This is a genomic window from Armatimonadia bacterium, assembly GCA_039679385.1.
Lineage (GTDB): Bacteria > Armatimonadota > Zipacnadia > Zipacnadales > JABUFB01 > JAJFTQ01.
In genome coordinates this window covers 1-14,964 of sequence record JBDKVB010000140.1, presented here as the reverse complement: position 1 = coordinate 14,964, position 14,964 = coordinate 1, and the positions used below count along the sequence as shown (strand labels likewise).

Here is a 14,964-nt window from a genome sequence, read left to right as displayed (position 1 = left end):
GCCGATCCATGCCTGAACTACCGGAGGTCGAGACGGTCCGTCAGGACCTGCGCCGACTGGTGCTGAATCAGACGGTCACCGAGGTGCAGGTGCGCTGCCCGGCGATGCTGGTGCGCACGAGCCCAGAGGAACTTCAGGAGGCTCTGGTCGGTACGATGCTCGTGGAGATCGGGCGACAGGGCAAGGCCCTGATCCTGCGCTTCTCGAGCGGGTACTCCCTGCTCGTGCACTTCCGCATGACCGGCCAGCTCTACCCGGTTGGTCCCGAGGCCGATCTACCGGAGCACACGAGGACCGTGCTCGTCCTGGGCGATGGCCGGAGGCTGCTTCACGTGGATGTGCGGCGGCTGGGGACGCTTGAGCTCGTACCGACCGAGATGGAGGCCCAGGCGGCGACGCTGACCGGTCTCGGACCGGACGCGCTGGAGGCCCCACCCAAGCCCAGGGAACTGCTGAGAGCCCTGGGGCGTCGAAGGATATCGGTCAAGCAATTCCTTCTCGACCAATCCTACAGGGCGGGCGTGGGCAATATCTACGCCTCCGAGATCCTGGCCCGGGCGCGAATCGCTCCCGGCCTTTCCTGTTGCCGGCTGACTGAGGTTCAGGTACGGGCACTGCTGAAGGCCACTCACGCGGTGCTCGCTGAGGCCGTCGAGGCCCGTGGAACCACTATCAGCGACTACCGCACGGGGACAGGTGACGTCGGCTCTTTCCAGCATCATCTGCGCGTCTACGGGCGCGAAGGTCAAGCCTGCACCCGGCCGGGCTGCCCGGGTATCATCGAGCGGATCGTGCAGGCACAACGCAGCACCTACTACTGCCCGGTATGCCAGGGCATACACCAGGCCGGACCACCCGCACCCGGCAAGCGCGACGAATCTGGAGAGGAACGCCCATGAGCCCATCCTACCGAACCTTGCTCGTCCTGTGGCTGCTAGTGGCTGCCTGTGGCCTGGCGAGTGCTCAGGCATCCCTCCTCAGTGATGCGGTAGTCTGCCAGGCGCTCACACCCCGGGGCGAAGCGGTGAGCCCGGGCACCTGGTTTCCTGGCGGCACAAAGTCACTGATCCTGCGGTTCCGCACGCTGGAGGTCCCGCGTGGTACTCCGGCGGAGGTGCGCTGGCTGCTGCATGGGTCAACGCTCTCTGTGAAGCAGCTCACCCTTGGCCCCAACCGTGTCGCCTATGACCGCTTCATGCTGGGTATGGCCGAGCCCTTCCCCATCGGAACCTATGATGTGATCGTGAGCGTCAACGGCCGAGCCGACTCGAGGGTTCGCTTCCGAATCGGCGGGCAGGCGCCCGAGACGACGGAAGCTCCCGTCGGTGCGACGGTCACACCTACCACCGGCGCGAAGACCCCTGGCGTCGGCGCTCCCATGGACACGACAGTCACGGGCGCAGTCGCCGGCACCACGCCTGCAGGTTCCGGTGCCGCTGCCACCGATGTAAAGCCGCCGAGCCTTCTCCCGCCACCGACCGCCAGTGCTTCCGTGGCGCCTGCAGTTCCGGTTGGCGCCTCGCCTGCGCCAACAAGCCCGGTCATCAGTCCAGTCACCGCCGCGGCCCCAACTACACCGGCTGCCGCGCAGTCGGAGGCCGGACGCGCCCTGACCGGCAGTTCAGCGGCTCTGCCTGCTCCTGTCTCGCCTGCGACCCCGGTGGCTGCCGCTCCAGTCACTGGCTCCTCGGCAACCGCACCGTCGCCCGCGACGACTTCTACAGCTACGCTACAGACCGCCGAGGTGAAGCCCCAGAGCCCGGGTTCCGGCCTGGAGCAGACCGCCCCGGTGGCTCCCGTAGGTACGCCCCTTGGGCCGCGTGCAGGCCTGCCAACCACGACTCCACTCGTCGGCGGGTCTGAGGCTACCTATCAGCCCGCGCCGACTTCCACCGAGCTTCTGCGGGTAAGCCCGGAGGTCCCGGTCAGTCCGGTGCAGGCTGTGGTGGCTCGAACGGGCGAGGACCTGGTCGCTTCTCCGGTCAAGGGCGGACCCCACACCCTGACACGGACCGCAGGCCAGCTTCCCGAGGCGGCCCACACGACTGCTGGAGCCGGTGAGCCTTCGGCTGCGGCATCGGCAACCGAGGGCGCCCTTGCTGCTCCGCCGGCCACTCCGCTTGGCCCTCGCAGCAATCAGGCGGCTCCCGGCGCAGGGCAAGCTCCTCTGGCGGCTCCGCTCTCGGCACCACCGACCACGGGAACGACCGCGGCTTCTGCTCAGCCTGGAGTGCCGGTTGCCCCGGAGGTTCCGACAGCAGCGACCGCGGAGACACCGGGCACGCTCACAGAACCCCGGCAGCCGACCACGCCGGCTGCTCCTACACCTGGGGCCACACCGGCTCCCGAGACGGCACCAGCGGCCACAACGCCACTGAAGCCGGAGACAGCACCTACGCCGGCTCCTGCACCGACGCCAGCCGCCAAGCCCCTTGTCCTGCGGGGTCCACTGCTGGCCGACGGCATCGCCGAGGATTTGCTGCCGGTCGTCCTCAACAAGGACGCCGTCAAGCTCTACCTGGTGAACCTGGTGCCGGTTCCCGGTCCGGCCGGGATCCAGCCCCTGTGGTCAATCAAGATGGCAGACGGCCGTTTCTGGCCGCCGGGCGTCCAGACGCCTGCCGGTTTCTACGCCGGCGACAATCCCGACCCGAACCCGGGCACCCAGCTTCTGTACTCCGACCACATGGACGGGATCACTCCCCTGTACGAGGTCCCACGGCACGAGGCCGCACTCCATGCCGCACGCGAGAACGAGGCTTCTCTACTCGTGGTCTCCCGAGAGGTCTACGACGTGCGCAGGAAGGCCTGGCAGGACTCCGTCGGTGGCTGGAGCTGGGTCTGGTTTGCGCGACAAGTCGATCTCACCGCAGGCGATACGCTCGTCGCGTGTCTGGTCGACGTGAAGAGGTCTGACCGAGCGCCGGAGGACTTTACGTCGACCGCCCGGGAGACGGTCATGCTCCTCGACGAGCAGGGCAAGGCGGTGCGCCCGCGTGACATCGACGCCGAGATCACAAGCCAGCTTGCCGGCGGCCTCGGCGCTGCGGCCAGGGGTCTTGACCCGAAGGATGCCGTCGCCTTCTGCGAAGGCATCTCGGCCAAGGGCGTGAGGGGTCTTCGCGCCTGGGCCGTCACCAAGCCCGGCCGCTACCAGGTCTGGTCGCTCCTGCCCCTCGACAAGTCCCGCGCGACCTGCAAAATCTGGACTACGGCCGCGAAGTAGCCCAACACCAACTGGAAGGATGAGGCTGCTCAGCTTCAGCCGCTCGTCGGGCAGCCCTTGCGAATGGGTTTCGTGTACCTGCTATGTGAGGACGCCGTCGAGGGTGAGCTCGCACGTGCAGAGCTCTGGGCCTTGACCGGTGCCGAGGCTGCAGAGGGTGACCGTGCGGCCTTCGCCTCTGTTGCCTGTGATGTGACGAGGGCGGCCTACGTCAGCACCTGCGCCGAGGTCTTGGCCGAGACGAACTCCCTCGACGACCTCGTTGACGCTGTTCGCGATCTGCGGATCGAGGGCCATCAGTTCCGCATCGAGGTCCGGCGAGAGGGTCCGGAGACGTCCGAACCGGCACAAGCCCATGCGCCGTCACCGGAGGTCGCTGGTCGCCTGGCCGAGGTCCTCGATGGATATCCCAACCTCGGGGCTCCTCGCGAACGGTTCCTGGCTCTGGCCGGGTACGGTGCCTGGCGATTCTGCCGCGTGCTGTCGAGGAGCCGGCGCGATCACGTCGGGCACGTCAAGCGCCCTCGCAACTTCTCCAACGCCTTGCCGGTACGCTATGCGCGGGCGATGGTGAATCTGGTCGCCGCGCCGGGCGACACAGTGGTCGATCCGTGCTGCGGAATGGGCACGTGCCTCATCGAGGCGGCCAGCATCGGGGCGCGTGCTGCAGGCTTTGACCTCAGCAAGCCAACGATCTGGGCCGCCCGGGCGAACCTTGCACACTTCGGTTTGGATGTTCCGGTTCAGGTGGCAGACGCTCGCGAGCTCGAAGGCGAATGGGATGCCGCGGTTCTTGACTTGCCCTATGGACACACGGTGCGCATTGACGACGACCTGCACGCACGTGTCCTGGCCAACCTTGCTCCCCGGGTACGTCGGCTGGCCGTGGTCACTGGAGCCCCTTCTGAGGAGGTCTTTGCGCAGGTTGGCATGACCGTCCTGCGCTGCGCTCGTGTGCCCAAGTCCACACTCGTGCGCCATTTCTACGCTCTGACAGGGCTGCTTGACGCTGGCCCCAGACTGACCGCGACAACTGCAAAGGGTGGTGTCTGTCTGTGAGAGGGTTGCGCCTGCTAGTGGTGGCACTGACGGTCGTGGGGTGTACAACCGCCTGCACGGCCGCGAACCTGCTTATCAACGGTGACTTCGAGGCCGTTGACGCGAAGAAGCTGCCCGAAAACTGGGCCGCACACTCCTGGAGCCCGCAGGCGACCTCTGCAGCCACCACTCGCCCCGGGTCGCCCGGCGGTGGACGCTACTTCGAGCTGTCCCTGGGCAACCCCAACTCCCTCTACGGCTGCTTCTCACGTGCCGTTGACGTATCCGAGTTGCGGCCCAGGCGGGTCATGCTCTCCTTCCGCTACCAGACTACCTGCGAACGAGCACAGGCCATGGTGGTCGGCTTCAACGACGACTTCATGGTCAAACAGTGGGAGACGAGGCCCCTCTTCGACGAGGCCAGGCCGATGCTGGCCTATCCCAACTGGACCACCCAGACCTGGCAGGCTGAGGTGCTCCCCGGTACGAAACAACTCGTCGTTGTGTTCCAGCTCCTTTCGCAGGGCACCCTGAAACTCGACAACGTGGTCCTGCGCCCCGTCCCCGACGAGATCGTCTGCGAAAACCTCGAGATCGGCCGCGTGGTAAGCCTTCCGGCCCTGCGCCAGGTAACGTGCCGGCTTGTGAACCATTCACGGAAGTCCTTCGAGGCTAAGGTCGGTATCCGGCCCACCATCAACGATAAGCCGCAGGGCCTCATCTCGCGGAAGCTGTCACTGGCCGCCGGGGAGCAGCAGGAGGTGGAGCTGCGCTACAACGCAAGCACCTCGGCATCGCACACGGCGGAGGTGACGGTCTCCGACGCCGCTAACGATGAGGTGGTGTTCTACCGGAAGGAGACCGTGCCCGGGCTGATAGACGCCCACGTTGACGTTCCGGCCTTCCGTTCAACCGTGATGAACACCGACCTGATTCGGGAGGTCAAGGTCTCCGGGCGCCTGTTCTCGACCCGTGACTTGGCCGGAACTCTGCGCCTCCAGGCACGCCTGCTCGGAACCGGAGCACAGGCAACCCTCGGCAATGGGATGGACCGGGAGGGCAACGGTGACTTCTCGTGTCGCCTGTCCACCGAGGGGCTTCTGATCGGCGAGCACCAGGTCCAGTTGGAGGCGTACCTCAAAGACCGGCTGGTGGCCACCACCTATCTGCCCCTGCGGCGGGCGAAACCAGCCGACAATGAGGTTCTCCTCGATGCCTCGCACCACCTGATCGTCGGCGGACGCCAGGTGTTCCCGATCGGGATCTACCATGTGCAGAGCCCCGAAGACCTGCCCGCCCTCCGCGAAGCAGGCTTCAACCTCATCACCGTGCCCTCAGCACGAGCTAGCTGGGACATGGCAGAACGAGCGGGTGCGGCCGGTATTGGGCTCATCGTGACCTCGCCGACTACCCGCCGCGATTTCTGGGAAAACCGGCAGGCCAAATTCGGACCACACCCTGCCTTCGTTGGCTGGGAGACGCTGCAGAGGCCCGACGCCAAGACAATCCATCCGGACATCACGCTGGCACTGTACCAGATCCTCTGCGAGGTCTCGCCCAACCATCCCGTCATCAGCACCCTCTGCTACACGGAGACGATGGCGGAGTACGCCAGATCAGCGGACATCATCGTTCCCTGGGAGCTGCCCGTGCCGGAGCTTCCGCTGACGCATGTTGGCGATGTGGTGGCCGCGGCCAGGGAGGCCACGCAGGACCGGAAGCCCATCTGGGCCCTGATTCAGGCGACCGGCAACTCCTGGGCCACCGACAAGCTCCTCGACCCGGCCACTGATGGGCGCCTGCCGACCACTGCCGAAGTACGGGCACTCGCCTACCTCGCGATCGTGCACGGGGCCGACGGTCTCATGTACTACTCCTACACCCTGGAGCAGAGCACCAAGGAGCGCAACTACAACCTCCGGCGCGACGCACCCGAGCTCTGGACGGGCATCTCCGCCCTCAACAAGGAACTGGGAGCCCTGGGGCCGATCATCTCCTCTCGTGACGACCGCGTCGACTTCACGCCTCCGGCAGACTCGGCGATTCATGCTGCAGCGTGGCGCCAGGGCGACAAGATGGTCCTGATTGCAGTTAACAGTTCGGACCATGCGGTTGTGACGACTTTCACTTGCCCTGAAGCCAGGGCCACCGAACTCGAGCTGGCCTTCGAGGGGCGAAAACTCACCACGGACAGGCCAGGTCAGTTCGGGGACGTTTTCCAACCCTACCAAGTTCACGTCTATACTCTTCCAGGCAAATAATACACCCTATTGCATTTTTTTGCTTGCAGTTTGACCTACTTGCTCATATCTTCGTTTGGTTGACTTGGGCTCGCAAAGGGCCTATAATGTGGACACTCAAGCTATTGCCGTTCGTTGTGCCAACTACGGCAGGCGCACACACACAGCCTGCCGTCTACTCTTCGTTGTCCGGCGCCCCAAGCGTGCCGGGCCAAAGCCTGAGAGGGGGGCTTACGAATGGCCGACGAGCTTAACGAAGCCAACGCTGCTAAAGGCAAGGAAACAGAGGCAGCCGCGGAACCGGACATCGCCGACGACGAGGAGTTGGACATCGAGATCCAGCGAGTAGCGCCCAAGCGTTCGGGCGGCTGCAGCGGTATCGCCTGGGTCCTGGTGGTTGTCGTCCTGGCCGCCATCGCCATCGTCGGAGGGCTGCTCGTGAAGGAGCAGCGCGAGAAGGCCGCTGCCGAGGCCCGCGCCAACCGTGAACGCGGGTACAATGCAGCCGCCGAGACGATCTCCGCCAGCGTCAAGGAAGCTGCAGACCTGGCAGGCCAGGGAGACGTCGCGGGTGCCCTCAGCAAGCTGGACGCCGCCGACTCCAAGTGGGAGACCCTTGCAACCGAGGCCAACAGCGCAAACGACCTCGACAAGGCGACCGAGTACCGAGACCGACGTGCAGAGCTCAAGAAGGCGCTCGGTGAGATTCAGGCTGACCGACAGGCCAGCGAAGGCTTCTCCAAGCAGATCTCCGATCTGGAAGCCCAGATCAAGGACCTGACCGCCAAGCGCGACGCTGCGAATGCCAAGATCTGTGAACGGGTCAAGCAGGTGGCAGCCGGGGCCGCTGCCGGCGATCAGCCCAGTGATGCAACGTCCGCCGCTAACCAGGAGGCCACTGTGCCTCAGTAGGACGGCCGAACCAGCCGCAACGCGACCCTTCGGTGACGTCCACACCTAGGCCCCTGGCGCGGGGAGGGTGCCTGGAGAGCCTCGCCGCAAGTGCTAACGCCGCCCCGCCGCAAGGCGGGGCGTTTCCGCAAGCGTCAAAAGGTCCACCTGTGCTGAACTGCCGGCCTGCCTCCGATCACTGGCCGACTGAGCCTGGGGACGCCTAATACCCTGACCACGGCGCTCGCCCTCGAAGACGCTACCGGGGACGACGATTGTGTCGGGATCGCGAGCGATCCGGAGACGATTCATGACAGCGCCATCTCGCAGAGCCGCCGATCTGGTGGCCAAACTCAAAGCAAAGAGTGCAACCTCACGCGACGACGTTATCGATGAACTCGTCGCGCTGGGATCCGCCTCCGTGCCTCCTCTCGTCAAGGCCCTTGCGCACAAGGACTACAAGGTGCGCATGGCAGCCGCTCAGGCACTCGGCGGTATCCGCAATGAGGATGCCATCAATGCCCTCATCCTCACCCTGAGCGATTCGAGCAAGAACGCCCAAGAAGCCGCCGCCGAGGCCCTTACCAAGATTGGCCCTCCGGCAGTGAGCGCACTCCTGGACGCTCTCATCGGCAAGGACCAGTCTGCCCGGCGTTGGGCCGCCGAAGCACTTGGCAGCATCGGCGACGAATCGGTCGCCGCTGAACTGGTTGCACGCCTATCGGACGCCAATATCGAGGTCCAGCGGGCAGTCGTGACTGCTCTCGGAGCCCTCCGGAGCAAGAAGGCAATCCAGCCGCTCATCGGCGTGCTGAGCTCCGACAATGTCGAACTGGCGCGGGCTGCTGCCGAAGCCCTCGGCAAGATCCGGGGCACCATCGCCATCGAGCCCCTGATCGCGACCCTACAGTCGCCCAGCGAGGACGTCCGTCGAGCCGCCGCCAAGTCTCTCCAGCAAGTGGGCAACCGGGCGGTGCCGGCCCTTCTTGAGGCCGCCAAGCACGAGGACTATGTCGTGCGGCGCTACGTCGTCGAAATCCTCGGCGAGATCGGCGACGAACGGGCACGCAACGTGCTACTCGAAGCGCTTGCGGATGACAACGACCGTGTCGTCCACTACGCCGCGATTGCCATGGGACGTGTGGGCAAGGAGTCGGTGATCCCCCACCTCGCGAAGCTACTCAGGCACAAGCAGGAGTCGGTGCGGTGTGCGGCGGTTCAAGGCTTGGCCGGAATCGGCGGCTACAAGGTCGTCGAGCACCTCGCCAAGATGCTCAAGGACCGCGACTGGGTGACACGCCTGACCGCCGCGAAGGGCCTGGGCGATGTCGGAAGCCGCAAGTGCATCCCCTATCTGATCAAGGCCATGCGCAGCGACACCGAGTGGAGCGTGCGACTGCATGCTGCCTTGGCGCTGGGCCAGATCGGCGTGCGCAAGGATTCCCTTCCTGCACTTCTCGACGCCCTTAGGGACCCCAAGCCGGCTGTGCGGCGTGGTGTGGCAGAGGCGCTTGGTACGCTCGGCGATCCCGCCTGTGTCGACGCCCTGCGCCCGCTCCTTAGAGACGACGACGACAAGGTCCAGCACGCGGCTCAGCAAGCGATTATGGATATCACCGGCATCGAGGAACCCCGAAAGGGCGGCCGTCGCTGATCGGACTGCCTCCCTTTTCCGGTGCCTGCAGCCGAGCGGTCCTCGCGGTTCAACTTTGCCCCCGCATAGCTACCTATAGCTTCCCCCGACCCGACTTCGCTGCTTGCCTTCCGGCACCCGATGTCGTATAATCCCGGTTCAACTGCTCGTGGTTCGCGATGTTGAGAGGGGGCCTTCCGGCTTGCTCCGCACTCTAACTTGCGTTAGCGTCTTGTGCCTGGTTCTCTGCCTTGTCGGCTGCCAGCGCGGTGAGCTGCCACAGAAGACCGGGACAGCCGCAAAGGAAGGGGCCGCAAACCAAGAGCAACAAGAAATGCTCCAGGCGATCCTCAGGTACCAGCAGGACACCGGGAAGAGCCTTGGCGATCTCGTCAAGGAAATCGAACGTCAGAACGCCGTGCAGCAGCAGCTGACCGGGCCCTCGCCAGTCGACCGTGACCTCTCGGTGGCCCGTGCGCTCCTGGTTGCAGCCCGCAGGTGTGTGAATAGCGACGACCGCGACGGCGCCCTGGCGCTCCTCAACCGCCTCGAAGCGACAGTGAATACGCTGCAGGCCGAGATCCCTGCTGCCCAGATGCGGGCCTTCCTGGAGCGTGCCGCCTTTGCTCTCCAGGGCTCCTCCCTGGGTGTCGAAGCAGATGTGGCCTCCGCCTCTGTGCTGGCAGCCCTCGATGTAGCCCTCAAGAGCCCCAATGCCGCCTTGGTCCCGCCGGTCGTGCAAGACCTTGAGAAGACCAAGGCACAGGTTGACCGTGGCGCATATAAGGAGGGTCTCGCGGCCATCCAGCAGCTAACGCAGACTGTCATGGGACACGTGAGCGTGAGGCTGCTGCGCAATGCCGCAGCCGGTGTCCGCGGCGCTCGCGAGGCCATGGAGCGCGAAGCAGGTCTTGTAGTCCTGGCGGAACTCGATCAACTCAGCGACGGCTTCAACCGGTTCGCAACTGCGCTGAAAGCTGCACCTCCGGCTCCAGCAGCACCCGAGGGCGCTGCTAACATGGAGGCGCAACCAGCCGAAACTGTGCCTGCCGAGCCGACGGCGCCAGAAGGCACTCCAGCCCCGGCTTCGCCCACGCAGAAGCCGGCAACCTAGAGCCTTCGTCACGCGCACTTCGGGTGCACAAGCCCCTCAGGGCCGCTACGTCACCTTTGGCCGGTCCGCCGCGCAGCAACGACAGTCGAGTGGGGTCACAGTCGGCTGGTTCAGAGAGCCGTCGACGGTAGCCCTCACGGGATCGCACGGGTTGTATGGGTGCGTCCAGCCCTTTCGGGCATCCCTTCCACGTTGTAGACGGTGCGTTCCGCGTCACTACGCTTCGCCGTACCAGGTACCGACAATCGGAGCATCTCCATGCCATCCAACTTCGTCCATCTACACGTGCACAGCGAGTACAGCCTTCTTGACGGCGCCTGCCGCATCAAGGAGCTGGTGGGCCGTGCTGCTGAACTGGAGATGCCGGCGCTTGCCCTCACCGACCATGGCGTCATGTACGGCGCCATCGGCTTCTACAAGGCCTGCCTCGGCGCGGGGGTCAAGCCCATCCTGGGCTGCGAGGTCTACTGCGCCACCCGCACCCGCTTCGACCGCGATTCCGAGCTCGACCGTGGACTTGGACACCTCGTCCTGCTGGCCAAGGACATGACCGGCTACCAGAACCTCATGAAGATCGTGACCTCGGCGAACCTCGATGGCTTCTACTACAAGCCTCGCGTCGACACCGAGTTGCTGGCTCAGCACCGAGAGGGTCTGATTGCCTCGACGGCTTGCCAGCAGGGCTTCGCCGGCCAGTACATCCTTCAAGACGACATGGCTCGGGCCCGACAGTACGTCGAGGGACTGGCCGACGTCTTCGGCCGTGACAACCTCTACCTTGAGATCATGGACCACGACTACCCCGACGAGAAGAGGGTAACCGCCGGGAAGATCGCCCTTTCCCACGAACTCGGGCTGCCGCTCATCGCGACCAACGACGTCCACTACACCCGCAAGGAAGACGCAGACGCCCACGACGTGCTGCTGTGCATCCAGACCAATGCCATCCGCAGTGACCCGAACCGCCTGCGTTTCCAGACCGAAGAGTTCTACCTCAAGTCCGAGCAGGAGATGCTGCAGGTATTCCCCGAGGTGCAGGACGCGATCCATCGGACTGTAGAGGTCGCGGACCGCTGCAACGTCGAGCTCGAGCTGGGGAACCTGATGCTGCCGACTTTCCCCATCCCCGATGGATACACGGTGGACACCTACCTGCGGCATGTTTGTGAGCAGAGCATCCCTGTTCGCTACCCCAACGACGACGGTGCAGCGCTCCGCCGCCTGGAGTATGAGCTGGGCGTCATCGCACAGTGCAAGTACTCCGGCTACTTCCTGATCGTCGGCGATTTCATTCGCGAGGCCAAGTCGCGCGGCATCCGGGTCGGGCCCGGCCGCGGCTCCGCTACCGGCAGTATCGTCACCTATCTGCTGGGCATCAGCGAGATCGACCCGCTGCGGTACAACCTCATCTTCGAGCGTATGCTCAACCCTGAGCGCAAGAGCCCTCCGGACATCGACCTTGATTTCCCCGACGACCGGCGCGAAGAGATCATCGAGTACGTCAAAGAGAAGTACGGGCGCGACCGCGTGGCCCAAGTCATCACCTTCAACACCATGGGGGCGAAGCAAGCCATCCGTGACTCGGGGCGCGTTCTGGGGATCGACCTCCCCAAGGTCGACACCGTCGCGAAGCTGATGCCGGGCAACACGAGCATCACTGAGGCCCTCGAGGCCGAGCCGGACCTCAAGGCCAAGGCCGATGAGGACCCGGAAGTCAGTACGCTGCTTGAGACTGCCATAAAGCTGGAGGGCATCACTCGCCATTGTGGTGTCCATGCGGCCGCAGTGGTTATCGCCGATGCTCCGCTAACCGACTACGCCCCCTTGCGCGGTGAGAAGGACGGCACGGTCACTACCCAGTACTCCATGGAGTACGTGGTGGATGTCGGCCTGGTCAAGATGGACTTCCTGGGGCTCAAGACCCTCACGATCATCCAGAACACCGTGAACGCAGTGAAGCGGTCACGGGGGATCGACGTGGACATGCTAGCGGTGCCCCTGGATGACCTCAAGACCTACGAACTGCTGTGTCGGGCCGACACAGGCGCTGTCTTCCAGCTTGAAAGCGAGGGGATGCGGGGGCTGCTCAGGGAGCTCAAGCCCGACTGCTTTGACCACATCGTCCCTCTCGTTGCGCTCTACCGTCCCGGGCCCATGGAGTCCGCGCCGGATTTCCTCGCAGGCAGGCACGGGCGCGAAGTGGTCTACGCCGCCCCCAAGCTGGAACCGATCCTCAAGGACACCTACGGCGTGATCCTGTATCAGGAGCACGTCATGCGCATCGCCAGCGACCTGGCCGGCTTCTCCATGCCCCAGGCCGAAATCATCATGCGTGCTATGGCCAAGAAGCAAAAGGCGAAGATGGACCAGATGAAGCCCCTCTTCATTCAGGGCTGCATCGACAACGGCGTCGCCGAGCAGACGGCCTGGGACATCTTCGGGCGCATGGAGTCCTTCGCCCGGTACGGTTTCAACAAAAGCCACAGCGCGGCCTACGCCTTGGTCGCCTACTGGACAGCCTATCTCAAGGCCAACTACTCCGCCGAATTCCTGGCCGCGCAGCTCACTACCGTTATCGGCCAGAGCGCAGACATCGCCAAGTACGTCACGGAGTGTCGGCGCTGCGGGATCAAGGTCCGTCCGCCTGACGTGAACAGTAGCTTTGCTGAGTTCTCAGTCAGGGACTCCGCCGTCCTCTTCGGCCTGGCTGCCATCAAGAGCGTCGGAATCGGCAGCGCCACCGAAATCGTGCGTGAGCGCGACGAGAACGGGCCCTACGCCGACCTCTGGGACCTGTGCCGACGAGTCGCCTGCCGGGGTGTGGCCAAGTCGACCCTGAAGACCCTCGCCGAGGCCGGCGCTATGGAGTGCTTCGGGCACCGGGCGCAGGTCCTGGCAGCCCTCGACCTGGCCTATGCTGCGGGGCAGAAGTGCGAGGCCGATCGAGCCGTCGGACAGGTATCCCTGTTCGATGCCTCCGAGGAGCAGGCCGATTCTGGAGGCACGCTGCCTGAAGTCCCGGCCCTGACCGACGAGCAGATTCTGGAGTTCGAGAAGGACCTGCTGGGCCTGTACCTGTCCAACCACCCGCTGGTCAAGAACGAGGAGCGTCTCGAGCGGTGTACCTCGGCCCGTCTGGAAGACCTTCATCTCTACGCCGAGGCGACCGAAGTAGTCGTTGGTGGGATGGTGAGCGAGGTCAAGCCCTACACCACCAAGAACGGCGACCGCATGGCCTTCGTCACCCTGGAGAGCCTGTCGGTCGAGGTCGAGGTCACCGTCTTCCCGCGCATCTGGGAGCAGGTCAAGGAGCACCTCGTCAAGGACGCCCTTGTGGTCATGGACGCCAAGATTGACCGACAGGCCCGTCGAGGTGGCGGCAACGGCGACTCCGGCGGCCAGTCCTCCGAAGAGGAGACCGTCAAGCTGCTCTGTGACGGAGTACGTCTCCTCGACAGGGCGCGCAAGATCAGTGACCGCAAGGCCCAACTGGCGGCCGAGGGGCGTGCCAAACAGGAAGACCTGTGCAACACGCCGGCCGAGCCCGTGGGCAAGCTCGCCCCACTGCACATTGAGTTGGACGCTCCCCTGGCCGACCGGCAGACGCTCGAGCAGCTTCGTGAGGTGCTTCGGACCCACCAGGGGCCACGGCAGATCGTCCTTCACCTCACCGACCGACGCCAATCTCAGGCCATCGGTCTTGGGGACCGCTACCGGGTAGCCTGTGACGCAGCACTTCCTCTTGCCCTTCACGGGGTGGCAGGTTTCCTGCAGATGTGGGAGGAACCAGACAGCGAGGTTGTAGCGGCTTAGGCCGGCGAGAGCGGCGATAGCCCTCTTGCCCGCAGCTTCAGACTCGACGTGAGACCAGGGAGCCGATATCGATGCGCGTCGGTAGGGACTACCACATTCACACGTTCTACCAGCGGTGCGGCAATGAGACACTGACGGTGCCCAACATCATCCGCAAAGCCGAGAGATGCAGACTGACGTCGATCGCGATCACAGATCACCTGAACCGCCTGGAGCAACTTGAGGCCTTCAAGTTCATCAAGGCCGACATCGAAGCCGTCGAGACACCGATCAAGGTGTACTTTGGCACCGAGCTTAACTTCCAGGGCTGCGACGGCGAGTTCGCCTACAGCGCCAAGATCCACGAGGAGTACGGGTTCGAGGTGGTCATCGGCGGCATCCACTCGACCTACACCGACACCGAGAACAAGCGCGAACTGCTCGACCTGCAGCATCGGCACTTCATGAGGACCCTCCAGAACCCCTTGCTGGACGTCCTCGTTCACCCGTTCTGGTTCCCGCGCAAGGAAGTCGAGTTCCACTCGCCCCTCTGGTGGGAGGAGTTCGTCGCCGAGATCCCCCAAGAGTACATCGACGCCTGGGCCGAGACAAGCCGCAAGAACCGCTGCGCCATCGAGCTAAACGTAGACGCAATCTTCTTCTATCCGGCGATGTCGGCCCGCTTCAAGGCCAACTATGTCGATATGGTGCAACGTCTCCAGGAGGCCGGCGCGATCTTCTCGGTGGCGAGTGACTCACACGACATCAACCAATTGGGCGCCACTGACTACGCCGAGGGCCTGATGGACGGCCTGCGCATCCCGGACGAGCAGCGCTGGACGCCGGAGAGCCGCTAGGCCCGTCGCCCCAAGAGGCTGATAGAGGTCAAGATGGGGTCGCCCGGGGCAGGAGCATCGGTTTTAGCATCAAGGTTGTGAAAGTAGGGTAAGTGGTATGGGGCGGTAGTATCGGTGGGTGTTCAGTCGGGGGCGCGGGGTGGCGGTTGGCCTTCACAAAAGCGTATCGCCGC

General features: G+C 64.6%; 9 protein-coding genes. All 9 read left to right on the top strand.

Annotation, left to right across the window (positions count from 1 at the left end; genetic code table 11):
- The first annotated feature begins 8 nt into the window (after positions 1-8).
- The 9 genes from mutM (at position 9) to ABFE16_15855 (ending at position 14,791) form a co-directional block, all read left to right on the top strand.
- Entirely contained in the window at positions 9-899 is an 891-nt protein-coding gene (gene mutM / locus ABFE16_15895) for a bifunctional DNA-formamidopyrimidine glycosylase/DNA-(apurinic or apyrimidinic site) lyase (GenBank protein MEN6346785.1), read from the top strand.
- Positions 896-3,226: a hypothetical protein gene (locus tag ABFE16_15890; protein MEN6346784.1), complete on the top strand. Its 2,331-nt coding sequence runs from the start codon at positions 896-898 to the stop codon at positions 3,224-3,226. Before mutM ends, ABFE16_15890 begins: the two co-directional genes overlap by 4 nt.
- Positions 3,227-3,289: 63 nt before the next feature.
- Positions 3,290-4,285, top strand: a complete 996-nt coding sequence (locus ABFE16_15885; GenBank protein MEN6346783.1) for a methyltransferase domain-containing protein — start codon at positions 3,290-3,292, stop codon at positions 4,283-4,285.
- Positions 4,282-6,525, top strand: a complete 2,244-nt coding sequence (locus ABFE16_15880; protein MEN6346782.1) for a hypothetical protein — start codon at positions 4,282-4,284, stop codon at positions 6,523-6,525. The genes ABFE16_15885 and ABFE16_15880 overlap by 4 nt, the downstream gene beginning before the upstream one ends.
- Before the next feature lie 216 nt (positions 6,526-6,741).
- On the top strand, positions 6,742-7,416 hold the full coding sequence (locus ABFE16_15875) for a hypothetical protein (protein ID MEN6346781.1): 675 nt from the start codon (positions 6,742-6,744) through the stop codon (positions 7,414-7,416).
- 289 nt (positions 7,417-7,705) lie between these two features.
- Entirely contained in the window at positions 7,706-9,049 is a 1,344-nt protein-coding gene (locus ABFE16_15870; GenBank protein MEN6346780.1) for a HEAT repeat domain-containing protein, read from the top strand.
- 313 nt (positions 9,050-9,362) lie between these two features.
- Positions 9,363-10,142 carry a hypothetical protein gene (locus ABFE16_15865; protein MEN6346779.1) on the top strand — a complete coding sequence of 260 codons (780 nt, stop codon included), beginning with the start codon at positions 9,363-9,365 and terminating at the stop codon, positions 10,140-10,142.
- A 258-nt stretch (positions 10,143-10,400) separates the two neighbouring features.
- Positions 10,401-13,955: a DNA polymerase III subunit alpha gene (locus tag ABFE16_15860; GenBank protein MEN6346778.1), complete on the top strand. Its 3,555-nt coding sequence runs from the start codon at positions 10,401-10,403 to the stop codon at positions 13,953-13,955.
- Positions 13,956-14,026: 71 nt separating this feature from the next.
- Positions 14,027-14,791 carry a PHP domain-containing protein gene (locus ABFE16_15855; protein ID MEN6346777.1) on the top strand — a complete coding sequence of 255 codons (765 nt, stop codon included), beginning with the start codon at positions 14,027-14,029 and terminating at the stop codon, positions 14,789-14,791.
- Positions 14,792-14,964: the final 173 nt, after the last annotated feature.

Bases quoted from the DNA above. Each gene is read 5' to 3' on its own strand.
- ABFE16_15865 (MEN6346779.1), top strand. From the start codon at position 9,363: ATGCTCCAGGCGATCCTCAGGTACCAGCAGGACACCGGGAAGAGCCTT.
- ABFE16_15860 (MEN6346778.1), top strand. From the start codon at position 10,401: ATGCCATCCAACTTCGTCCATCTACACGTGCACAGCGAGTACAGCCTT.
- ABFE16_15885 (MEN6346783.1), top strand. From the start codon at position 3,290: ATGGGTTTCGTGTACCTGCTATGTGAGGACGCCGTCGAGGGTGAGCTC.
- ABFE16_15870 (MEN6346780.1), top strand. From the start codon at position 7,706: ATGACAGCGCCATCTCGCAGAGCCGCCGATCTGGTGGCCAAACTCAAA.
- mutM (MEN6346785.1), top strand. From the start codon at position 9: ATGCCTGAACTACCGGAGGTCGAGACGGTCCGTCAGGACCTGCGCCGA.
- ABFE16_15890 (MEN6346784.1), top strand. From the start codon at position 896: ATGAGCCCATCCTACCGAACCTTGCTCGTCCTGTGGCTGCTAGTGGCT.
- ABFE16_15875 (MEN6346781.1), top strand. From the start codon at position 6,742: ATGGCCGACGAGCTTAACGAAGCCAACGCTGCTAAAGGCAAGGAAACA.
- ABFE16_15855 (MEN6346777.1), top strand. From the start codon at position 14,027: ATGCGCGTCGGTAGGGACTACCACATTCACACGTTCTACCAGCGGTGC.